Genomic DNA, 21,558 nt, shown 5'->3' with positions numbered 1-21,558 from the left:
CTATTTTGCGGGAGATTAACCGCTAAGAGCTGCGCTGTGATGACGCAGGTGGTCGTCGATGAAACTGGCGATGAAAAAATAGCTGTGGTCGTAGCCCGGTTGCAGCCGCAACGTCAACGGATGTTGCGCCAGCTTCGCCGCCTGTTGCAGCGCTTCGGGCTTGAGCTGGTTGGCCAGGAAATCGTCGCGATCGCCCTGGTCCACCAGGATCGGCAGCTTTTCAGTGGCCTCGGCGATCAGCACGCAGGCATCCCACTCACGCCAGCGCGAGCGTTCTTCCCCCAGATAACGGGAAAAGGCCTTCTGCCCCCAGGGACAATCCATCGGGTTGCTGATCGGCGCGAAGGCCGACAGCGACTGATAACGCCCGGGATTGCGCAAGGCGCAGACCAGCGCGCCATGCCCGCCCATGGAATGACCGCTGATGCCGCGCTTGTCCGAGGCCGGGAAATGCGCCTCGACCAGCGCCGGCAGCTCATGCACCACGTAGTCGTGCATCCGGTAGTGCTGGGCCCAGGGTTGCTGGGTCGCGTTGAGATAGAAGCCGGCACCCAGGCCGAAGTCCCAGGCCTTGTCCGGGTCGCCGGGCACGTCGGCGCCACGCGGGCTGGTGTCCGGCGCGACGATGATCAACCCCAGCTCGGCGGCCAGGCGCTGGGCACCGGCCTTGTGCATGAAGTTCTCGTCGGTGCAGGTCAGGCCGGACAGCCAGTACAGCACCGGCAGCTTGCCGCCCTGCTCGGCCTGCGGCGGCAGATAGACGGCGAACACCATGTCGCAGCCGAGGACTTCGGAGTGATGCTTGTAGCGTTTGTGCCAGCCGCCGAAGCTTTTCTGGCAGGACAGGTTTTCCAGGCTCATGACCGACCTCAGAAATGGATGACGGTGCGAATGCTCTTGCCTTCATGCATCAGGTCGAACGCCTTGTTGATATCTTCCAGGCCCATGGTGTGGGTGATGAAGGTATCCAGCGGGATCTCGCCCTTCTGCGCCATTTCCACGTAGCTCGGCAACTCGCTGCGCCCACGCACGCCACCGAAGGCCGAACCGCGCCAGACGCGCCCGGTCACCAACTGGAACGGACGGGTGGCGATTTCCTGGCCGGCACCGGCAACACCGATGATCACCGACTCGCCCCAGCCCTTGTGGCAGCACTCCAGCGCGGCACGCATCAGTTGCACATTGCCGATGCACTCGAAGGAAAAGTCCACGCCGCCATCGGTCATGTCGACGATCACTTCCTGGATCGGGCGATCGAAGTCCTTCGGGTTGACGCAATCGGTGGCGCCGAGCTGCCGGGCGATCTCGAACTTGGCCGGGTTGATGTCGATGGCAATGATCCGCGCCGCCTTGGCCTTGACCGCACCGATCACCGCCGACAGGCCGATGCCGCCGAGGCCGAAGATCGCCACGGTGTCGCCTGGCTTGACCTTGGCGGTATTGATCACGGCGCCGATCCCGGTGGTGACGCCACAACCGAGCAGGCAGACCTTCTCCAGCGGTGCGTCTTTCGAGATCTTGGCGACGGAGATTTCCGGCAGCACGGTGTACTCGGAGAAGGTCGAGGTGCCCATGTAGTGGAAAATCGTCTCGCCCTTGTAGGAGAAACGCGAAGTGCCATCCGGCATCAGGCCTTTGCCCTGGGTGGCGCGGATGGCCTGGCAGAGGTTGGTCTTGCCCGACAGGCAGAATTTGCACTTGCCGCATTCCGGGGTGTACAGCGGGATAACGTGGTCGCCCACCGCCACCGAGGTCACGCCTTCGCCGATGGCTTCGACAATCGCGCCACCTTCATGGCCGAGGATCGACGGGAAGATACCTTCCGGGTCGGCACCGGACAGGGTGTAGGCGTCGGTGTGGCAAACGCCGGAGGCCACGACACGCAACAGCACTTCGCCGGCCTTGGGCATGGCGACATCGACTTCGACGATCTCGAGGGGTTTCTTGGCCTCGAAGGCAACGGCAGCACGTGACTTGATCATCCAGCAACTCCTGAAAAGTGAACAACGAAAACCTGAGTGTAAATCAGCCTCGATTGATTAATAATCCGATCAAAAGCAAAACATTATTGCTGTACAGGGACAATCCAATGAATGACAACCGCTGGGAGGGCATCGACGAGTTCGTCGCGGTGGCCGAATGCAGCCAGTTCACGGCGGCGGCGGAGCGCCTCGGGGTGTCGTCTTCCCATATCAGCCGGCAGATCGCCCGGCTGGAGGAGCGCCTGCAAACCCGCCTGCTTTATCGCAGCACCCGGCGGGTGACCCTGACCGAGGCCGGGCAGACTTTCCTGCAACACTGCCAGCGCCTGCAGGACGGCCGCGAGGAAGCCCTGCGCGCGGTGGGTGACCTGACCAGCGAGCCCAAGGGCATGTTGCGCATGACCTGCGCCGTGGCCTATGGCGAACGTTTTATCGTGCCGCTGGTGACCAGCTTCATGGGGCTGCATCCGCAGTTGCGGGTAGATATCGAGTTGAGCAACCGCACCCTGGACCTGGTGCATGAAGGGCTGGACCTGGCGATTCGGCTGGGTCGCCTGCAGGATTCACGACTGGTGGCGACCCGACTGGCGCCACGGCGGATGTACCTGTGCGCGTCACCCTCCTACCTGGAACGTTATGGTCGCCCCCATAGCCTGTCGGAATTGAGCCGGCATAACTGTTTGATCGGCAGTTCGGATATCTGGCAACTGGAGCAGGACGGGCGGGAGTTTTCCCAGCGGGTACAGGGCAATTGGCGCTGCAACAGTGGGCAGGCAGTGCTGGATGCGGCGTTGCAGGGGGTCGGGTTGTGCCAGTTGCCGGACTATTACGTGCTGGAGCATTTGCACAACGGCACGCTGATCTCGTTGCTCGAAGCCCATCAGCCACCGAATACGGCGGTGTGGGCGCTGTATCCGCAACAACGGCACCTGTCGCCCAAAGTGCGCAAGCTGGTGGATTATCTCAAGGAGGGGTTGGCCAAACGGCCTGAGTACGCCGTTTGACCGGGGATGTCAGCGACGATTCGCCCAGCGCAGGCGCAGCCACTCCAGGTCTTCAGGGCGAGTGACCTTGATATTGTCCGAACGCCCTTCGATCAGGCGCGGCGCCTGCCCCGCCCACTCCATCGCCGAGGCTTCATCGGTGATGGTCGCATCGGCCACCAGGCTGTCGGCCAGGGCCCGGTGCAAGGCGCCCAGGCGGAACATCTGCGGCGTATAGGCTTGCCAGATCAGGGCCCGGTCGACGGTTTCCAGCACCCGCCCCTGCTTGTCCACGCGCTTCAACGTGTCCCGCGCCGGCACGGCCAGCAGGCCGCCCACCGGATCATCCGCCAACTCGGCGAGCAGGGTGTCGAGGTCGCCACGGGATAAATTGGGCCGCGCCGCATCGTGGACCAGCACCCAATCGTCCTCCGCCGCCCCCAGGGTATGCAGGTGCAACAAGGCATTGAGTACCGAATCGGCCCGCTCGCTGCCGCCGTCGACCCGCTGGATACGCGAATCCGTGGCACAGGCCAGGCCTGGCCAGTAGGGATCGTGGGCGGCAAGGGCAATCACCAGGCCCTTCAAGCCCGGATGATCGAGGAAACAGCCGAGGCTGTGTTCGAGAATCGTGCGTCCGCCCAGGGACAGGTACTGCTTGGGACGGTCCGCGGCCATACGGGCACCGACGCCCGCGGCAGGAATCACGGCCCAGAAGGCCGGGAGAGAGAATTCAGTCATTGCGCCAGCTGATAAAGGGTTTCACCGTCCTTGACCATGCCCAGTTCATGGCGAGCACGTTCTTCAACGGTCTCCATGCCTTTCTTCAGTTCAAGAACTTCCGCGTCAAGCACGCGATTACGCTCCAGCAGACGCTCGTTTTCGGTGTGCTGGTCGGCAATTTGCTGTGTCAGGTCGGCCACCTGCGCCAGGCTCCCATTGCCCACCCAAAGGCGGTACTGCAGGCCAGCCAGCAGTAAGAGCAGAATGAGGAACAACCAATTGGGACTGCGCATCGAATTTCAGTTATCCAGTGGAAAAGACAGCCATGCCAACCATTTCGAACCGACTGATAGCACGAAGCCTGGAAGAACCAGGCTTGTGCTCTCAAAGCATCAGATTAGTGCTAAAAAACTCGCTATAGCGACTTTTCCGACACAATCTGGTGTCTTTTTACCATCTACGGCTTAACCGCGAAACTCGGAGCGACCGTTGTACTTGGCCTTGGCGCCCAGTTGCTCTTCGATACGCAGCAGTTGGTTGTACTTGGAAACGCGATCGGAGCGGCACAGCGAACCGGTCTTGATCTGGCCCGCGGCGGTGCCCACGGCCAGGTCGGCAATGGTCGAATCTTCGGTTTCACCGGAACGGTGCGAGATCACCGCAGTATAGCCGGCGGCCTTGGCCATCTGGATGGCTTCCAGGGTTTCGGTGAGGGTGCCGATCTGGTTGAACTTGATCAGGATCGAGTTGGCGATCTTTTTATCGATGCCTTCTTTCAGGATCTTGGTGTTGGTCACGAACAGGTCGTCGCCTACCAACTGGGTCTTCTCGCCGATCTTGTCGGTGAGGATCTTCCAGCCGTCCCAGTCGGACTCGTCCAGGCCATCTTCAATGGAGATGATCGGGTAACGCTCGGTCAGGCCTTTCAGGTAGTCGGCGAAACCTTCGGCGGTGAACACCTGGCCTTCGCCGGACAGGTTGTATTTACCGTCTTCGTAGAATTCGCTGGCGGCGCAGTCCAGGGCCAGGGTCACGTCGGTGCCCAGCTTGTAACCGGCATTGGCGACGGCTTCGGAGATCACTTTCAAAGCGTCTTCGTTGGAGGCCAGGTTCGGCGCGAAACCACCTTCGTCACCGACAGCGGTGCTCAGGCCACGGGCCTTCAGCACGGCTTTGAGGTGATGGAAAATCTCGGTGCCCATGCGCAGGCCTTCGGAGAAGGTCTTGGCGCCTACCGGCTGAACCATGAATTCCTGGATGTCGACGTTGTTGTCGGCATGCTCGCCGCCGTTGATGATGTTCATCATCGGCACCGGCATGGAGTAGACACCCGGCGTACCGTTGAGGTTGGCGATGTGCGCGTACAGCGGCAGGTCCTGGTCCTGGGCAGCGGCCTTGGCGGCGGCCAAGGACACGGCGAGGATGGCGTTGGCGCCCAGGGTCGCCTTGTTCTCGGTACCGTCCAGCGCGATCATCGCGTGGTCCAGGGCCTTCTGGTCGGAAGGATCCTTGCCCAGCAGCAGCTCACGGATCGGGCCGTTGATGTTGCCGACGGCCTTCAGCACGCCCTTGCCCAGGTAACGGCTCTTGTCGCCATCACGCAGTTCCAGCGCTTCACGCGAACCGGTGGAAGCACCGGACGGCGCGCAGGCGCTGCCGATGATGCCGTTGTCCAGAAGCACGTCAGCTTCCACGGTGGGGTTGCCACGGGAGTCGAGAACTTCACGACCTTTGATGTCGACGATTTTTGCCATTGTTGTAAACACTCCAAAGTTGACGAAAACGACGCAGCTGAAGGAAATCTTTGATCGTCGGCAAGCGAATGAAAAATGGGCAGCCTTGCAGACGAAAAGGCTCTGAACCCAGGTCCAGAGCCTTGAATCGTGCGGTACTTTACCGGAGATTTAAGGATTACGCGGTTTCTACCGTCGGAAAACTCTTCACCAGTGTGTCCAAAGCCTTGAGTTGGGCCAGGAACGGTTCCAGCTTGTCCAGGCGCAAGGCACAAGGCCCGTCGCACTTGGCGTTGTCCGGATCCGGATGCGCTTCCAGGAACAGCCCGGCCAGACCCTGGCTCATGCCGGCCTTGGCCAGGTCGGTGACCTGGGCCCGACGACCACCGGCGGAGTCCGAGCGACCGCCCGGCATCTGCAGGGCGTGGGTCACATCGAAGAACACCGGGTATTCGAACTGCTTCATGATGCCGAAGCCGAGCATGTCGACCACCAGGTTGTTGTAGCCGAAGCTCGAACCGCGCTCGCAGAGGATCAACTGGTCGTTGCCCGCTTCCACGCACTTGCTCAGGATGTGTTTCATTTCCTGGGGCGCGAGGAACTGGGCCTTCTTGATGTTGATCACCGCACCGGTCTTGGCCATGGCCACCACCAGGTCGGTCTGGCGCGACAGGAAGGCCGGCAACTGGATGATGTCGCAGACCTCGGCGACCACGGCGGCCTGGGCCGGCTCGTGGACGTCGGTAATGATCGGCACGCCAAACGCCTGCTTGATGTCCTGGAAAATCCGCATCCCTTCTTCCAGGCCGGGGCCACGGTAGGAGGTGACGGACGAACGGTTGGCCTTGTCGAAGCTGGCCTTGAATACGTAAGGAATACCGAGTTTCTCGGTTACCTTCACGTACTCTTCACAGACCTGCATCGCCATGTCCCGGCTTTCCAGTACGTTCATGCCGCCGAACAGCACCATCGGCTTGTCGTTGGCAATCTCGATGTCGCCTACGCGGATGATCTTTTGGGCCATGCTTCTATCTCTCCGAGATCACGCGTTCTTCTGGTGTTGAGCCAAGGCCGCCTTGACGAAACCGCTGAACAGCGGATGGCCGTCGCGCGGGGTCGAGGTGAACTCAGGGTGGAACTGGCAAGCGACGAACCATGGATGATCCGGAGCCTCGACCACTTCCACCAGCGCGCCATCACCCGAGCGACCGGAAATCTTCAGGCCGGCTTCGATGATCTGCGGCAGCAGCTTGTTGTTCACTTCGTAGCGGTGACGGTGACGTTCGACGATCACGTCCTTGGCATAGCAGTCGTGTACCAGGGAACCGGCTTCGAGCAGGCAGTCCTGGGCACCGAGGCGCATGGTGCCGCCCAGGTCGGAGGTCTCGGTACGGGTTTCGACCGCGCCGGTGGAATCTTCCCACTCGGTGATCAGGCCGACCACCGGGTGACCGCTGGTGCGATCGAACTCGGTGGAGTTGGCGTCTTTCCAACCCATCACGTTACGGGCGAACTCGATGACCGCCACTTGCATGCCCAGGCAGATACCCAGGTACGGCACCTTGTTTTCCCGAGCGTACTGGACCGCGGTGATCTTGCCTTCCACACCACGCAGACCGAAACCACCTGGAACCAGGATGGCGTCAACGCCTTCGAGCAGCGCGGTACCCTGGTTTTCGATGTCTTCGGAGTCGATGTAACGCAGGTTGACCTTGGTACGGTTGGTGATGCCGGCGTGACTCATCGCTTCGATCAGCGACTTGTAGGCGTCCAGCAGTTCCATGTACTTGCCGACCATGGCGATGGTGACTTCGTGTTCCGGGTTCAGCTTGGCGTCAACCACCGCTTCCCACTCGGACAGGTCGGCACCGCCGCATTGCAGGCCGAAACGCTCGACGACGAAATCATCCAGGCCCTGGGAGTGCAGGATGCCTGGGATCTTGTAGATGGTGTCGGCATCTTCCAGCGCGATCACCGCACGTTCTTCAACGTTGGTGAACTGGGCGATCTTGCGACGCGAGGAGATATCGATCGGATGATCGGAACGGCAGACCAGCACGTCCGGCTGCAGGCCGATGGAACGCAGTTCCTTGACCGAGTGCTGGGTCGGCTTGGTCTTGGTTTCGCCGGCGGTGGCGATGTACGGCACCAGGGTCAGGTGCATCAGCATCGCGCGCTTGGCGCCGACTTCGAAACGCAACTGACGGATGGCTTCGAGGAACGGTTGCGACTCGATGTCGCCGACCGTCCCGCCGATTTCCACCAGGGCCACGTCAGCATCGCCGGCACCCTTGATGATGCGGCGCTTGATCTCGTCGGTGATGTGCGGGATCACCTGGATGGTGGCGCCCAGGTAATCACCACGACGTTCCTTGCGCAGCACATGCTCGTAGACACGGCCGGTGGTGAAGTTGTTGTTCTGGGTCATGGTCGTGCGGATGAACCGCTCGTAGTGACCCAGGTCCAGGTCGGTCTCGGCACCGTCATGGGTGACGAAGACTTCACCGTGCTGGAACGGGCTCATGGTGCCCGGATCGACGTTGATGTACGGGTCCAGTTTGAGCATGGTGACTTTCAGTCCCCGCGCCTCCAGGATGGCCGCCAATGAAGCCGAGGCAATGCCTTTCCCCAATGAAGAAACAACACCGCCCGTGACGAATATGTAGCGCGTCATGAAAAACCCTAGAAGTCTGCGTTAAAGCGGTCCGAGCCGCCGGGGAAAGCGAAGGAAGGCCGAAGCCCCCGATTACCTGCGATCATCACAGTGCACCTTTCGAAAAACTGCTGCGTTGAGACGGTCCGCAGGGTTGAACCCGCGGTACGGTGCGCGCTACACATTTTTTGGAATCGCCCGGCAAAGACAGCCTGGTAATCGGCAACTCCTGCAATTGCTGGCAATCCACAGAAGTTGTATCAAGAAGGGAGCGTAGTCTACCGGAAAGCGCCTTTCAGCTCAAACCTTGATCGCTCGAAGGTGGCTGCCAATGCAAATGCCAGTCACCCAACGCCCCGCCGTCGAGGCCCGGCAGGTTCGCCACGGCAAGCAATTCGTCGCCTCGATAGAGCAGCGGCAATCGGCCGCGGATAAACCAGGGCACGCCACTTTCGTTAAGCAGGCGCTTCAGATCGCGGTGTCCGCGGTCCGGCAGATGCAAAACCTCGCCGCCCTGACGATAGCGGACCTGCAAGGGACCGGCCGGCGCCTCGCCGACCACCAGCAGCTCGCCATTGTCCGGCAGCTCCAGCGGACGACTCGGGCAGTTCCAGGCGATATCCGCCAGCGGCTGGCGCAACCACGACCCGCTCAACCACCACAGGTGTTCGTCAGCACGATGCAGCTCACCCTCGGCCAGGCGCCATTTCGGCCGGGCGTCATGGGCCGCATCGCGCAGATCGTCCCAACCGGCCCAATGGTCGCTGTCCGGCAGCCGGGTCAGCGGTGCCAGCCAATGCCGCAGGGCGTTGCGCTGGCGGGCCGGGGACAGGTCGATCAGGGCGTCGAGGGCCAGCGACGGCATCCCCAGCCAGACATGCCGGGAATGCGCCAGGGCATCGTCGAGGTCGACTTCGGCCAATTCGTCGAGCAACTCCTGGGCCTCGCGCAGGTGCGCGGCGCTGCGCACCATGCTGCTCACCGCTTGCGGCCAGCGCTCGGTCAGTCCGGGAAAGACCCGGTGGCGCAGGAAGTTGCGCGAGAACTGCTGGTCGCTGTTGGACGGATCTTCAATCCAGCGCAGGCCGTGCTGATGGGCATAACGCTCGAGCTCGGCCCGGGAAACATCCAGCAGCGGACGCACCAGATAGCCGCCGCCGACCTCACGCTGCGCCGGCATGGCCGCCAGGCCGCGTACCCCGGCACCGCGCAGCAGGCGAAAGAGCAGGGTTTCGGCCTGGTCTTCGCGATGCTGGGCGGTCAGCAGCACATCGTGCAATTGGGTGACCCCGGCAAAGGCCAGGTAGCGCGCATCACGGGCGGCACGCTCAAGGCTGGCACCCAGCTGGACGCTGACGCGGATCACCTGCAACGGCACTCCCAGCTCATCACAGACCGCCTGGCAATGGGCCGGCCAGCCGTCGGCCACCGCCTGCAGTCCGTGATGGACATGCAAGGCGGCAATCCTGGGCAGGGGCCGGGTTTTCGCCAGGCTGGCGAGCAGGTGCAGCAGCACAGTGGAGTCCAGGCCGCCGGAGAAGCCGATCCGCCAGGTCTGGGCATTGCGCCAGGGCGAAAGGGCTTCGAGCAGCCTGGAAGGCAGATCGATATCAGGCTGACGCATGGGTTGCCCCCCGCGCTGGCTCACGAACGATAACGCGCGTTATCAGAGACCGTAGCTCATCAGACGCTCGTAACGACGAGCCAGCAGCGCATCGTTGTCGAACTTTTTCAGCATAGCCAACTGCGAGCTGAGTTCGGCACGAATCGATGCCGCCGCCGTGGCCGGGTCGCGATGCGCACCGCCCAGGGGCTCGGAAATCACCTTGTCGACAATCCCCAGGCCCTTGAGGCGCTCGGCGGTGATGCCCATGGCTTCAGCCGCATCCGGGGCCTTCTCGGCGGTTTTCCACAGAATGGAAGCACAGCCTTCAGGGGAAATCACCGCGTAGGTCGAGTACTGCAGCATGTTCAGTTGGTCGCATACGCCGATGGCCAAGGCACCGCCGGAACCGCCCTCACCGATCACGGTGGCGATGATCGGGGTTTTCAGCCGCGCCATCACCCGCAGGTTCCAGGCAATCGCTTCGCTCTGGTTGCGCTCTTCGGCGTCGATGCCCGGGTAGGCACCCGGGGTGTCGATGAAGGTCAGGATCGGCATCTTGAAACGCTCGGCCATTTCCATCAGGCGGCAAGCCTTGCGGTAGCCTTCCGGACGCGGCATGCCGAAGTTGCGACGCACCTTCTCGCGCACTTCACGGCCCTTCTGGTGACCGATGATCATCACCGGCTGGTCGTCCAGGCGGGCAATACCGCCGACAATCGCCGCGTCGTCGGAGAAATGCCGATCGCCGTGCAGTTCGTCGAACTCGGTGAAGATGTGGTTGATGTAGTCCAGGGTATACGGACGACGCGGGTGACGCGCCAGACGCGCGATCTGCCAGCTGGTCAGCTTGCCGAAGATATCTTCGGTCAGCGTGTTGCTCTTGTCCTGCAGGCGGGAGATCTCATCGCCGATGTTCAGCGAATTGTCGTTACCGACCAAGCGCAGCTCTTCGATCTTGGCTTGCAGGTCAGCGATCGGCTGTTCGAAATCAAGAAAATTCGGGTTCATAAGCATCCGTCTTGGGTCGAGCACAGTAGTTTTTACACAGCCTGGCCGGCCGATTGATCTGTATCGCGCCCTACCTTACGGGATATGGCGCGCTCAGGTCGAGATTAAAAATAGGGTCAAGGTCGGCGCGCAGCGAGTGCGCCACCGTCCTAACGGTATTGGAGGAAGACGTTGTCTCGCCCGAACTGGTCACGCAATGCCTGAATCAGACTGTCCGCCGGGTCGATCCGCCAGCTCTCGCCGAACTGCAACAAGGCCTTGGCGTCGCTGCCGGTGTACTCCAGGGTGATCGGGCAAGCACCCCGGTGCTTGCCGAGCAATTCCCCCAGCCAACGCAGCTGATCGCCCTTGAGCGCGGCACTTTGCAGCTTCAAGCGCAGGCTTTCGGCCAGGTTGGTACGGGCATCTTCCATGCTCATCACCCGCTTGACCCGCAGGCGCAGGCCGCCAGAGAAGTCGTCGTTGCTGACCTCGCCTTCGACCACCACCATGGCATCGGTCTGCAACAGCGACTGGGCCGACATGAACGCATCGGCGAACAACGAGGCCTCGATCCGTGCCGAACGGTCGTCGAGGGTGATAAAGCCCATCTTGTCGCCTTTTTTGTTTTTCATCACCCGCAGGTTGATGATCATCCCGGCGACTGTCTGGGTATCCCGGGCCGGCTTCAGGTCGATGATGCGCTGCCGGGCGAAGCGGCGGATCTCGCCTTCGTATTCGTCGATCGGGTGACCGGTGAGGTAGAGGCCGAGGGTATCTTTCTCGCCCTTCAGCCGCTCCTTGAGGGTCAGCTCCTTGGCCTTGCGATGATTGGCGTAGACATCGGCGTCTTCTTCGACGAACAGCCCGCCAAACAGGTCGGCATGGCCACTGTCGTGGGTCCGCGCGGTCTGTTCGGCAGCCTTGATCGCCTCTTCCATCGCCGCCAGCAACACCGCGCGGTTACGGTCGATATTGGCCTGGTAGGCCTTGGTCTCGTCATGGAAATACGGGCCAAGGCGATCCAGCGCACCGCTGCGGATCAAACCGTCGAGGGTACGTTTGTTGATGCGTTTGAGGTCGACCCGGGCGCAGAAATCGAACAGGTCCTTGAACGGACCGTCCTGGCGCGCTTCGGTGATCGCCTCCACCGGCCCTTCGCCGACGCCCTTGATCGCACCGAGGCCATAGATGATCCGGCCTTCGTCGTTCACCGTGAACTTGAACTCCGAAGCGTTCACGTCCGGCGCGTCGAGGCGCAGCTTCATGGTCCGCACTTCCTCGATCAAGGTCACGACCTTGTCGGTGTTGTGCATATCCGCGGACAGTACCGCGGCCATGAACGGCGCCGGGTAGTGGGCTTTCAGCCAGGCGGTCTGGTAGGAAACCAGGCCGTAGGCGGCGGAGTGGGATTTGTTGAAGCCGTAACCGGCGAATTTCTCCACCAGGTCGAAGATGTTACCGGCAAGGTCCGGATCGATATTATTGCTCGCGCAACCTTCGATGAAACCGCCACGCTGCTTGGCCATTTCCTCGGGCTTTTTCTTACCCATGGCCCGACGCAGCATGTCCGCGCCGCCGAGGGTGTAGCCGGCCATGACCTGGGCGATCTGCATCACCTGTTCCTGATACAGGATGATGCCGTAGGTCGGCGCCAGTACCGGCTTGAGGCCTTCGTACTGGTAATCGGAATGCGGGTACGCCAGCTCGGCGCGGCCGTGCTTGCGGTTGATGAAGTCGTCCACCATGCCGGACTGCAGCGGCCCCGGACGGAACAGGGCCACCAGTGCGATCAGGTCTTCCAGGCAGTCGGGCTTGAGCTTCTTGATCAGCTCCTTCATGCCGCGGGATTCAAGCTGGAACACCGCCGTGGTCTCGGCCTTCTGCAACAGGCTGTAGGTCGGCTTGTCATCCAGCGGGATAAAGGCGATATCCAGTGGCGGTTCGTTGACCTTGGCGCGGTCACGGTTGATGGTCTTCAGCGCCCAGTCGATGATCGTCAGGGTCCGCAGGCCGAGGAAGTCGAACTTCACCAGGCCGGCCGCCTCCACGTCGTCCTTGTCGAACTGGGTCACCAGGCCGTCGCCTTCCTCGTCGCAGTAGATCGGCGAGAAGTCGGTCAGCTTGGTCGGCGCGATCACCACGCCACCGGCGTGTTTACCGACGTTACGCACCACGCCTTCGAGCTTGCGCGCCATCTCCCAGATTTCCGCCGCTTCTTCATCGACCTTGATGAAGTCCCGGAGGATTTCTTCCTGCTCGTAGGCTTTTTCCAGGGTCATGCCGACTTCGAAGGGGATCATCTTCGACAGGCGATCCGCCAAGCCGTAGGACTTGCCCTGGACCCGCGCCACGTCGCGCACCACCGCCTTGGCGGCCATGGAACCGAAGGTGATGATCTGGCTCACGGCGTTGCGGCCGTACTTCTCGGCCACGTAGTCGATCACCCGGTCGCGACCGTCCATGCAGAAGTCGACGTCGAAGTCGGGCATGGATACCCGTTCCGGGTTGAGGAAACGTTCGAACAGCAGGTCATATTCCAGCGGGTCGAGGTCGGTGATCTTCTGGACGTAGGCCACCAGGGAACCGGCACCCGAACCCCGGCCGGGGCCCACGGGCACGCCATTGCTCTTGGCCCACTGGATAAAGTCCATCACGATCAGGAAGTAGCCGGGGAAGCCCATCTGGATAATGATATCCAGCTCGAAATTCAGCCGGTCGACATAGACCTGGCGCTTGGCTTCGTAGTCTTCGGTGGTGTCCCTGGGCAGCAGGACCGACAGGCGATCTTCGAGACCGTCGAAGGACACCTTGCGAAAATACTCGTCGATGGTCATGCCATCGGGGATCGGGAAGTTGGGCAGGAAGTGCTTGCCCAGCTTCACTTCGATATTGCAGCGCTTGGCGATCTCGACGCTGTTTTCCAGGGCGTCGGGCAGGTCGCTGAACAGCTCGGCCATCTCCTCGGCGCTTTTGAGGTATTGCTGGTCGCTGTAGTTCTTCGAACGCCGCGGATCGTCGAGGGCCCGGCCCTCACCGATGCAGACGCGGGTTTCGTGGGCCTCGAAGTCTTCCTGCTTGATAAAGCGCACATCGTTGGTCGCCACCAGCGGTGCGCCCAGCTTGTCGGCCAGGGCCACGGCGCCGTGCAACTGCTCTTCGTCGTTGGGACGGTTGGTGCGCTGGACCTCCAGGTAGAAACGGTCCGGGAACACCGCCATCCACTCACGGGCCAGGGCTTCGGCTTCAGCGGCGTTGTCGCCGAGCAGGGCCATGCCGATCTCGCCCTCCTTGGCCGCCGAGAGCATGATCACGCCTTCGCTGGCCTCGGCCACCCACTCGCGCTCGATGATGACCATGCCGTTGCGCTGGCCATCGATATAGCCACGGGAAATCAGTTCGGTGATGTTGCGGTAGCCCACGGCATTCATCGCCAGCAGGCTGAGGCGGCTCAGCGGGGCATCGGGATCCTTGTTCGACAACCACAGGTCGGCGCCGCAGATCGGCTTGATCCCGGCACCCATGGAGGCCTTGTAGAACTTGACCAGGGAACACATGTTGTTCTGGTCGGTCACCGCCACGGCGGGCATATTCAGGCCGTTCAGGGCCTTGACCAGCGGCTTGATCCGAACCAGGCCGTCGACCAGGGAGTACTCAGTGTGCAGGCGTAGATGAACGAATGAAGCCGGCATAGTGATCCTGTCTAATCTGTAGAAACAACAAGGCCCGGATTGTACCGGGCCTTGGCTAAAACATCAGCAGCGTTAAAGTTCGCTGGACCGCCCATGACTCTCATAGGCCAGGCGTACCGGTGCGAACGAACGCCGGTGAATCGGCGTCGGCCCCAGCCGCTGCAAGGCTTCCAGGTGCACGGGTGTCGGATAGCCTTTATGCCCGCCGATGCCATAACCCGGGTAGATCAATTCAACCGCCGCCATTTCACGATCACGGCTGACCTTGGCCAGGATCGACGCCGCCGCAATGGCCGGCACCTTGCTGTCGCCCTTGACCACCGCTTCGGCCGCCATCGACAGTTTTGGACAGCGGTTGCCGTCGATCATCGCCAGCTTGGGCTGGATATGCAGACCTTCGACCGCCCGCTGCATCGCCAGCATGGTGGCATGCAAAATGTTCAGCTCGTCGATTTCCTCGACTTCAGCGCGAGCGATACACCAGCTCAGAGCCTTTTCGCGGATTTCGTCGTAGAGTTTTTCGCGCCGGGCTTCAGTGAGCTTCTTCGAGTCGTTGAGGCCGAGGATCGGGCGCTTGGGATCGAGGATCACCGCCGCCGTCACCACCGCGCCGCAGAGCGGGCCACGACCGACTTCATCGACACCAGCGACCAGGTCTTCGGCATCGGCCACCAGGGTGAAGTCCAATCCCATCTGCATTTTCAGGTTACTCATACGGTTTTGCCGATCAGCTTCAACACCGCGTCGGCGGCCTGGTTCGAGGCATCCAGGCGCAAGGTGCGATGGATTTCGTCGAAGCCCCGGGTCTGTTCTTCGCCGCCTTCGATCAGCGGCGACAAGGTCTGCGCCAGGGTTTCAGGGGTTGCGTCATCCTGCAGCAACTCGGGCACCAACAGACGCTGGGCCAGCAGGTTGGGCAACGAGATGTAGGGACTTTTTACCAGTCGCTTGAGAATCCAGAAGGTCAGCGGCGCCAGACGATAGGCGACGACCATCGGACGCTTGTACAGCAGGGCCTCCAGCGTCGCCGTACCCGAGGCGATCAACACCGCGTCGCAGGCGGCCAGGGCCTTGTGGGACTGGCCGTCGAGCAAGGTCAGGGGCAGGTCGCGACCGACCAGCAGGGCCTCGATCTGGCTACGCCGCTGCGGGCTGGCGCAGGGCATGACAAAACGGATACCGGGGTGCATCTCCCGCAGGCGTTGCGCGGTATCGAGGAACAGGCCACCCAGGCGCCCGACTTCGCCACCGCGACTGCCCGGCATCAGCGCCACCAACGGACCGTCCGGCAAGCCGAGTTCGGCCCGCGCTTGCCCACGGTCAGCCTGCAAGGGAATGGCGTCGGCCAGGGAATGCCCGACAAACCGCACCGGCACGCCCTTCTCTTCATAGAAACGCGCTTCGAAGGGGAACAGCGTCAGCATCAGGTCGCAGCCTTCGCGGATCTTCAGCACCCGCTTCTGCCGCCAGGCCCAGACCGACGGGCTGACGTAATGCACGGTCTTGATCCCGGCACGGCGCAGCTTGAGTTCGATATTCAGGGTGAAATCCGGCGCATCGATGCCAATGAACACATCGGGCCGCTCGGCGATCAGCGTCTGGATCAGCAGCTTGCGGCGTTTGAGCAGCTCAGGCAGACGGCCGAGCACTTCCACCAGGCCCATCACCGACAGCCGTTCCATGGGGAAATAGGAGACCAGGCCTTCGGCCTGCATCAGCGGGCCCCCGACCCCGATGAACTCGACTTCGGGATGCTGGGCCTTGAGCGCCCGCATCAGACCAGAGCCGAGAATGTCGCCGGAAGCTTCCCCGGCGACCAGCGCAATCCGCAAAGTCGCCATGATCAGCGGGTGATGCCGCGGGTCGAGGACTGGATCGACTCGAGGAACACCGCCACTTCAGGATACTGCGCGGCAGGTTCGGCCAACTCGGCAATGGCTTGTTCCACCGTCAGGCCCTGGCGGTACACCACCTTGTAGGCCCGGCGCAGGGCGTGGATCACTTCCTCGCTGAAGCCACGACGGCGCATGCCTTCGAAGTTCATGCTGCGGGCTTCGGCGGGGTTGCCGAATACCGTGACATAGGCCGGAACATCCTTGCCGATGGCGGTGCCCATGCCGGAAAAGCTGTGGGCGCCGATATGGCAGAACTGATGGACCAGGGTGAAACCCGAGAGAATCGCCCAATCACCCATGTGCACATGCCCGGCCAACGCCGTGTTGTTGACCAGGATGCAGTGGTTGCCGATCACGCTGTCGTGACCGATATGCGCGTAGGCCATGATCAGGTTGTGGTCGCCCAGGGTGGTTTCCGAACGATCCTGCACCGTGCCCCGGTGGATGGTCACACCTTCGCGGATAACGTTGTGGTCACCAATGACCAGGCGCGTCTCTTCGCCTTTGTACTTGAGATCGGGCGTGTCTTCGCCTACCGAGGAAAACTGGTAGATGCGGTTGTGTTTGCCGATCCGGGTCGGGCCCTTGAGAATCACATGCGGCCCGATCACTGTCCCCTCGCCGATTTCCACACCTGCGCCGACGATCGACCAGGGGCCGACCTCAACGCCCTCGGCCAGCACGGCCGTGGGATCGATGATTGCGCGAGGGTCAATCAAACTCATACTTTCTGTTCCGCACAGATGATCTCGGCCGAGCAGACCGGCTTGCCGTCAACCGACGCCTGGCACTCGAACTTCCAGATCTTGCGCTTGCAGCTGATGAACTTGGCTTCGAGGATCAACTGGTCACCCGGCAGTACCGGCTGACGGAAACGCAGTTTGTCGGAACCGACGAAGTAGTACAGGGTGCCGTCGGAAGGCTTCACGTCGAGCATCTTGAAACCGAGGATGCCGGCAGCCTGGGCCATGGCTTCGATGATCAGCACGCCCGGCATGATCGGATGCGCCGGGAAGTGGCCATTGAAAAAAGGCTCGTTGATGCTGACATTCTTGTAGGCACGAATGCGCTGGGCCTCGACATCCAGTTCCACCACCCGGTCCACCAGCAGGAACGGGTAACGGTGAGGCAGGTATTCGCGAATCTCTTTGATGTCCATCATTTCGTGGGGAAGCCTGTAGTAAAGAGTGGGAGCGCGCCACGCGCGGCTCCTCTAGCAAATCAAGAAGGCAGCTTTCGTACAGACTCAGGCGGCTACTTGATATGGAAAATGGTATCAGCCATCTGATGAAGCATTACCGTCCGGGGTCACGTCGCCTACCCGCTTTTCCAGCTGCCGCAAGCGCCGGGCCATGTCGTCGAGCTGGCGAATACGCGCCGCGCTCTTGCGCCACTCGGCAGCCGGCTGCATCGCCGTTCCGGAAGAATAGGCACCCGGCTCGGTAATCGAGTGGGTCACCATGGTCATCCCGGTCAGGAAGACGTTGTCGCAAATCTCGATATGCCCCACCAGGCCGACGCCACCGGCAAGCATGCAGTGCTTGCCGATCTTGGTGCTGCCGGAAATCCCGCAGCAGGCGGCCATGGCCGTGTGATCGCCCACCTGAACGTTGTGGGCGATCTGAATCTGGTTGTCGAGCTTGACGCCATTGCCAATGATCGTGTCAGCCAAGGCACCGCGGTCGATGGCGGTGTTGACGCCGATCTCCACGTCGTCACCGATGGTCACGCCGCCGATCTGGGCAATTTTCTGCCAGATACCCTTTTCGTTGGCGAAGCCGAAGCCTTCACCGCCGAGCACGGCACCGGACTGGATCACCACACGTTTGCCGATGCGCACGTCGTGGTACAGCGTGACCCGGGGCGCCAGCCAGCCGCCTTCGCCGATTTCACAGCGGGCACCGACAAAACACTGGGCACCGACGGTCACCCCGGCACCGATCCGCGCAGCACTCTCGATCACCGCAAAGGCACCGATACTGGCAGTCGGATCGACCTGCGCATCGGCAGCCACCACCGCGCTCGGGTGAATCCCGGCAGGCGCTTTGGGCTTGGGATCGAACAGGTGCGAAATACGCGCATAGGCCAGGTAAGGATCGGCCACCACCAGCGCATCGCCGGCATAACCTTCGGCATCGGCAGCCTTGAGCAACACGGCGCCGGCCTGGCTGTCAGCGAGGTATTTGCGGTACTGGGGATTTGCCAGAAAGCTCAACTGAGCTGGGCCAGCCTCCTGCAAGGTGGCTAGCCCAGTGATTTGTTTCTCCTCGTTGCCACGTAGGGTGGCACCGAGGATCTCGGCCAATTGGCCGAGCTTGATGGTCGCTGTCATGGATTACTTCAGCTGGTTCATGCGCTCGATCACCTGGCGGGTGATGTCGTACTGCGGCTTGACATCGATCACGGCGCCACGCTCGAACACCAGGTCAAAGGCACCTTTCTTGATGACTTCTTCCACGGCGCTATCCAGCTTTGGCTTGAGCTGCTTGAGCATTTCACGGTCAGCACCGGCTTTGGCTTCGTTCAGCTCCTTGGACTGGAACTGGAAGTCACGGGCCTTTTGCTTGAATTCCAGCTCAAGACGCTCGCGCTCGCCCTGCTGCATCTTGTCGCCACCGGCCACCAGACGATCCTGGATACCCTTGGCGCTGCTTTCCAGGGCCTGGAGCTTGGTCAGTTGCGGACCGAACTTCTTCTCGGCATCGACCGCGTACTTCTTGGCTGCGTCGGATTCCAGCAAGGCCATCTGATAGTTCAGGACCGCGATTTTCATTTCGGCAAAGGCCGGGGTCGCTACCAGAACAGTGGCCAGCAGAACCAGTTGAGTCAACTTACGCACGATAAACTCCTACAAAATCCGTTGTCGTTATCTAGGGTCAGGCCGTTAGAAGGTCTGACCGAGGGAGAATTGGAACACCTGGGTTTCAGCGTTATTAGGCTCTTTGACCGGCACGGCCAGGGCAAAACTCAAAGGCCCCAGGGCGGTTACCCAGGTCACGCCAACACCCACGGAACTGGCCAGGTTGCTGAAACTGATGTCGTTGCACTGCGTCTGCGACAGCGTGCCATTGGTGTTGCGGACCTGTTCGCACTTGGAGTCGAACACGTTACCCACGTCCCAGAACAGCGAGGTGCGCAGCGAACGCTGGTCCTTCACGAATGGCAGCGGGAACAGCAGCTCCGCACCACCTTGAATCAGCACGTTACCACCGAACGGCAAGGCGCTCGTGCTGGTATCGGCAATCGTCCCGACGTTACCGGTCACATCCACGCCACGACTTGGCGTACCACGTGGGCCGAGGGTGCTGTCCTTGAAACCACGTACCGAGTTGAAACCACCAGCGTAGTAGTTCTCATAGAACGGCAGACCGTTGGTCGAACCGTAGCCGTCGCCATAACCCAATTCGGTGTGGAAACGCATGGTGTAGGTATCGGTCAACGGCTGGAACACCTGGCCGCGGTAGTCGAGCTTGAAGAACAACAGGTCGCTGCCTGGGATGGTGCTTTCCAGGGTCAGGCTCTGGGAGTGACCACGGGTCGCCAGGACGCCTTTGTTCAGGGTCGACTCCGACCAGCCGAGCGAGGCCTTGTAGTTCAGGAACTCATCGCCCTGGGTGTTAACGAAGTTGAAGATTTCGTCGACGGTGTACTGGCCGGTCTGGATCTTGTCCTGCTGGGCCGTCAGGCCGAAGGTCAGGCGCGACGTCTCGTCGATCGGGTAGCCGAGGCTGACACCGGCACCCAGGCTGTCCACGGCATAGCTGGCGACGCTGACGTCGAGCTCGCTGTAGTCAGTGGTGCGATAGAACACGTTGTAACCCAGGCTGACACCGTCCGGCGTCCAGTAGGGGTCGACATAACCGAAGTTATAGCGGCTCTGGTATTGGCTACGGGTCAGGCCGATGCTGACCTTGTTACCGGTACCGAGGAAGTTGTTCTGGGTGATCGAACCGCCCAGGATCAGACCGGCGCTCTGGGCAAAACCGACGCTGGCGGTAATGGAACCCGAGGCCTGCTCTTCCACGGCGTAGTTCACGTCAACCTGGTCATCGACACCCGGAACAGCCGGGGTTTCGACGTTGACTTCCTTGAAGAAGCCCAGACGTTCAAGACGGGTCTTGGACTGGTCGATCAGGTAGGTGGAAGCCCAACCGCCTTCCATCTGACGCATTTCACGACGCAGCACTTCGTCCGCGGACTTGGTGTTGCCACGATAGTTGATACGGTTGACGTAGGCACGCTTGCCCGGGTCGACCACAAAGGTGATATCGACGGTGTGATCGTCATCGTGCGGCGTCGGTACACCGTTGACGTTGGCGAAGGTGTAGCCGTCGTTACCCAGGCGGCGGGTGATGAGTTCCGAGGTGGTGGTCATCAGCTTGCGCGAGAACACCTGGCCCTTCTCCACCAGCAACAGGGACTTGACCTGGTCTTCCGGCACCTTCAGGTCACCACTTAGCTTCACGTCACGGACCTTGTACTTCTGGCCTTCGGTGACGTTGATAGTGATATAGACGCTTTTCTTGTCCGGGGTGATGGACACCTGGGTCGAGGCGATATCCATGTTGATATAGCCGCGGTCCAGGTAGTAGGAACGCAGGCGTTCCAGGTCACCGGAGAGCTTTTCGCGGGCATACTTGTCATCGTTCTTGAAGAACGACAGCCAGTTGGTGGTCTTGAGTTCGAACAGATCGATCAGGTCTTCGTCCTTGAATACCGAGTTACCCACCACGTTGATGTGCTGGATCGCGGCGACGGTGCCTTCGTTGATCTTGATCTTCAAGCCCACGCGGTTACGCGGCTCGGGAACGACTTCGGTCTCGACCTCGGCCGAGTAGCGGCCCTGGGCCACATACTGACGTTGAAGTTCGTTACGCACGCCTTCAAGGGTCGCGCGCTGGAAGATTTCACCCTCGGCCAGGCCGGACTGTTTCAACCCCTTCATCAGGTCGTCAGTCGAGATCGCCTTGTTGCCTTCGATATCGATGCTGGCCACCGAAGGTCGTTCGACGACCGTGATGACCAGGACGTTACCTTCGCGCCCCAGCTGGATATCCTGGAAGAAACCGGTTTTGAACAGCGCGCGAGTGGATTCCACCAGGCGACGGTCATCCGCTTGCTCCCCGACATTCAACGGTAACGCGCCAAACACGCTACCAGCGGATACCCGCTGGAGGCCGTTGACACGAATATCGGAGATAGTGAAGGACTCGGCGTGAACTTCGGCGATCATCAATACGGTGAGAACCGCAGTTAGCAGCAGACGTTTCATGAAGTCCTTTCTTATTCCAACTGGCAATAAAC

At 61.3% G+C, this 21,558-nt stretch carries 18 protein-coding genes; 1 reads left to right on the top strand and 17 read right to left on the bottom strand.

All coding sequences use genetic code 11. The features are described 5' to 3' along the window. Nucleotides 1-15 precede the first annotated feature (15 nt). Nucleotides 16-861 carry an S-formylglutathione hydrolase gene (gene fghA / locus CWE01_RS00695; protein ID WP_100938603.1) on the bottom strand — a complete coding sequence of 282 codons (846 nt, stop codon included), beginning with the start codon at nucleotides 859-861 and terminating at the stop codon, nucleotides 16-18. A gap of 8 nt (nucleotides 862-869) precedes the next feature. Continuing rightward, complete coding sequence (locus tag CWE01_RS00690; RefSeq protein ID WP_100938602.1) at nucleotides 870-1,982, bottom strand: S-(hydroxymethyl)glutathione dehydrogenase/class III alcohol dehydrogenase; 1,113 nt, start codon at nucleotides 1,980-1,982, stop codon at nucleotides 870-872. A 107-nt stretch (nucleotides 1,983-2,089) separates the two neighbouring features. On the opposite strand from CWE01_RS00690, the gene CWE01_RS00685 reads away from it, so the two are divergent. Then, nucleotides 2,090-2,986, top strand: a complete 897-nt coding sequence (locus tag CWE01_RS00685; protein ID WP_100938601.1) for a LysR substrate-binding domain-containing protein — start codon at nucleotides 2,090-2,092, stop codon at nucleotides 2,984-2,986. Between the two features lie 9 nt (nucleotides 2,987-2,995). Here the strand turns inward: CWE01_RS00685 and ispD are convergent, their stop codons facing one another. The 15 genes from ispD to bamA all read right to left on the bottom strand — a co-directional run bounded on the left by ispD (nucleotide 2,996) and on the right by bamA (nucleotide 21,526). Continuing rightward, entirely contained in the window at nucleotides 2,996-3,706 is a 711-nt protein-coding gene (ispD, locus tag CWE01_RS00680; protein WP_100938600.1) for a 2-C-methyl-D-erythritol 4-phosphate cytidylyltransferase, read from the bottom strand. Continuing rightward, a complete protein-coding gene (gene ftsB, locus CWE01_RS00675) occupies nucleotides 3,703-3,981 on the bottom strand; it encodes a cell division protein FtsB (RefSeq protein WP_100938599.1) in 279 nt (92 codons plus the stop codon). Before ftsB ends, ispD begins: the two co-directional genes overlap by 4 nt. 171 nt (nucleotides 3,982-4,152) lie before the next feature. Continuing rightward, nucleotides 4,153-5,442 (bottom strand): phosphopyruvate hydratase, encoded by a 1,290-nt coding sequence (gene eno / locus CWE01_RS00670; RefSeq protein WP_100938598.1) that lies wholly within the window; start codon nucleotides 5,440-5,442, stop codon nucleotides 4,153-4,155. A gap of 157 nt (nucleotides 5,443-5,599) precedes the next feature. Then, the gene (gene kdsA, locus CWE01_RS00665; RefSeq protein ID WP_100938597.1) at nucleotides 5,600-6,445 is read right to left on the bottom strand and encodes a 3-deoxy-8-phosphooctulonate synthase; all 846 of its coding nucleotides are present in this window, start codon (nucleotides 6,443-6,445) and stop codon (nucleotides 5,600-5,602) included. 18 nt (nucleotides 6,446-6,463) lie between these two features. Further along, nucleotides 6,464-8,095: a CTP synthase gene (locus CWE01_RS00660; RefSeq protein WP_100938596.1), complete on the bottom strand. Its 1,632-nt coding sequence runs from the start codon at nucleotides 8,093-8,095 to the stop codon at nucleotides 6,464-6,466. Between the two features lie 274 nt (nucleotides 8,096-8,369). After that, nucleotides 8,370-9,698: a tRNA lysidine(34) synthetase TilS gene (gene tilS, locus CWE01_RS00655; protein ID WP_100938595.1), complete on the bottom strand. Its 1,329-nt coding sequence runs from the start codon at nucleotides 9,696-9,698 to the stop codon at nucleotides 8,370-8,372. Between the two features lie 42 nt (nucleotides 9,699-9,740). Next, the gene (locus CWE01_RS00650; protein ID WP_100938594.1) at nucleotides 9,741-10,688 is read right to left on the bottom strand and encodes an acetyl-CoA carboxylase carboxyltransferase subunit alpha; all 948 of its coding nucleotides are present in this window, start codon (nucleotides 10,686-10,688) and stop codon (nucleotides 9,741-9,743) included. 149 nt (nucleotides 10,689-10,837) lie between these two features. After that, nucleotides 10,838-14,359 carry a DNA polymerase III subunit alpha gene (dnaE, locus tag CWE01_RS00645; protein ID WP_100938593.1) on the bottom strand — a complete coding sequence of 1,174 codons (3,522 nt, stop codon included), beginning with the start codon at nucleotides 14,357-14,359 and terminating at the stop codon, nucleotides 10,838-10,840. Between the two features lie 72 nt (nucleotides 14,360-14,431). Continuing rightward, on the bottom strand, nucleotides 14,432-15,058 hold the full coding sequence (rnhB, locus tag CWE01_RS00640; RefSeq protein ID WP_256145534.1) for a ribonuclease HII: 627 nt from the start codon (nucleotides 15,056-15,058) through the stop codon (nucleotides 14,432-14,434). Nucleotides 15,059-15,069: 11 nt separating this feature from the next. After that, nucleotides 15,070-16,200 carry a lipid-A-disaccharide synthase gene (gene lpxB / locus CWE01_RS00635; RefSeq protein ID WP_100938591.1) on the bottom strand — a complete coding sequence of 377 codons (1,131 nt, stop codon included), beginning with the start codon at nucleotides 16,198-16,200 and terminating at the stop codon, nucleotides 15,070-15,072. A gap of 2 nt (nucleotides 16,201-16,202) precedes the next feature. After that, complete coding sequence (gene lpxA, locus CWE01_RS00630) at nucleotides 16,203-16,979, bottom strand: acyl-ACP--UDP-N-acetylglucosamine O-acyltransferase (RefSeq protein ID WP_100938590.1); 777 nt, start codon at nucleotides 16,977-16,979, stop codon at nucleotides 16,203-16,205. Continuing rightward, entirely contained in the window at nucleotides 16,976-17,416 is a 441-nt protein-coding gene (gene fabZ, locus CWE01_RS00625) for a 3-hydroxyacyl-ACP dehydratase FabZ (RefSeq protein ID WP_040064770.1), read from the bottom strand. Before fabZ ends, lpxA begins: the two co-directional genes overlap by 4 nt. Before the next feature lie 114 nt (nucleotides 17,417-17,530). Then, a complete protein-coding gene (gene lpxD / locus CWE01_RS00620; protein WP_100938589.1) occupies nucleotides 17,531-18,586 on the bottom strand; it encodes a UDP-3-O-(3-hydroxymyristoyl)glucosamine N-acyltransferase in 1,056 nt (351 codons plus the stop codon). Between the two features lie 3 nt (nucleotides 18,587-18,589). Further along, nucleotides 18,590-19,093, bottom strand: coding sequence for an OmpH family outer membrane protein (locus CWE01_RS00615; protein WP_100938588.1), 504 nt, complete (start codon nucleotides 19,091-19,093; stop codon nucleotides 18,590-18,592). 45 nt (nucleotides 19,094-19,138) lie between these two features. After that, a complete protein-coding gene (gene bamA / locus CWE01_RS00610) occupies nucleotides 19,139-21,526 on the bottom strand; it encodes an outer membrane protein assembly factor BamA (RefSeq protein WP_100938587.1) in 2,388 nt (795 codons plus the stop codon). Between the last annotated feature and the right edge of the window lie 32 nt (nucleotides 21,527-21,558).

This window comes from Pseudomonas sp. QS1027 (genome assembly GCF_002814235.1).
GTDB lineage: Bacteria > Pseudomonadota > Gammaproteobacteria > Pseudomonadales > Pseudomonadaceae > Aquipseudomonas.
Note: the sequence above shows the minus strand (reverse complement) of the source record. Positions and strands in the feature narration are given on the sequence as shown.

Excerpts from the sequence above, each read along its gene's own strand:
- CWE01_RS00685 (WP_100938601.1), top strand. The coding sequence starts at position 2,090 with ATGAATGACAACCGCTGGGAGGGCATCGACGAGTTCGTCGCGGTGGCC.
- CWE01_RS00650 (WP_100938594.1), bottom strand. The coding sequence starts at position 10,688 with ATGAACCCGAATTTTCTTGATTTCGAACAGCCGATCGCTGACCTGCAA.
- fabZ (WP_040064770.1), bottom strand. The coding sequence starts at position 17,416 with ATGATGGACATCAAAGAGATTCGCGAATACCTGCCTCACCGTTACCCG.
- ispD (WP_100938600.1), bottom strand. The coding sequence starts at position 3,706 with ATGACTGAATTCTCTCTCCCGGCCTTCTGGGCCGTGATTCCTGCCGCG.
- bamA (WP_100938587.1), bottom strand. The coding sequence starts at position 21,526 with ATGAAACGTCTGCTGCTAACTGCGGTTCTCACCGTATTGATGATCGCC.
- eno (WP_100938598.1), bottom strand. The coding sequence starts at position 5,442 with ATGGCAAAAATCGTCGACATCAAAGGTCGTGAAGTTCTCGACTCCCGT.
- lpxD (WP_100938589.1), bottom strand. The coding sequence starts at position 18,586 with ATGACAGCGACCATCAAGCTCGGCCAATTGGCCGAGATCCTCGGTGCC.
- CWE01_RS00660 (WP_100938596.1), bottom strand. The coding sequence starts at position 8,095 with ATGACGCGCTACATATTCGTCACGGGCGGTGTTGTTTCTTCATTGGGG.
- lpxA (WP_100938590.1), bottom strand. The coding sequence starts at position 16,979 with ATGAGTTTGATTGACCCTCGCGCAATCATCGATCCCACGGCCGTGCTG.
- dnaE (WP_100938593.1), bottom strand. The coding sequence starts at position 14,359 with ATGCCGGCTTCATTCGTTCATCTACGCCTGCACACTGAGTACTCCCTG.
- lpxB (WP_100938591.1), bottom strand. The coding sequence starts at position 16,200 with ATGGCGACTTTGCGGATTGCGCTGGTCGCCGGGGAAGCTTCCGGCGAC.
- fghA (WP_100938603.1), bottom strand. The coding sequence starts at position 861 with ATGAGCCTGGAAAACCTGTCCTGCCAGAAAAGCTTCGGCGGCTGGCAC.
- CWE01_RS00690 (WP_100938602.1), bottom strand. The coding sequence starts at position 1,982 with ATGATCAAGTCACGTGCTGCCGTTGCCTTCGAGGCCAAGAAACCCCTC.
- rnhB (WP_256145534.1), bottom strand. The coding sequence starts at position 15,058 with ATGCAGATGGGATTGGACTTCACCCTGGTGGCCGATGCCGAAGACCTG.
- kdsA (WP_100938597.1), bottom strand. The coding sequence starts at position 6,445 with ATGGCCCAAAAGATCATCCGCGTAGGCGACATCGAGATTGCCAACGAC.
- ftsB (WP_100938599.1), bottom strand. The coding sequence starts at position 3,981 with ATGCGCAGTCCCAATTGGTTGTTCCTCATTCTGCTCTTACTGCTGGCT.
- tilS (WP_100938595.1), bottom strand. The coding sequence starts at position 9,698 with ATGCGTCAGCCTGATATCGATCTGCCTTCCAGGCTGCTCGAAGCCCTT.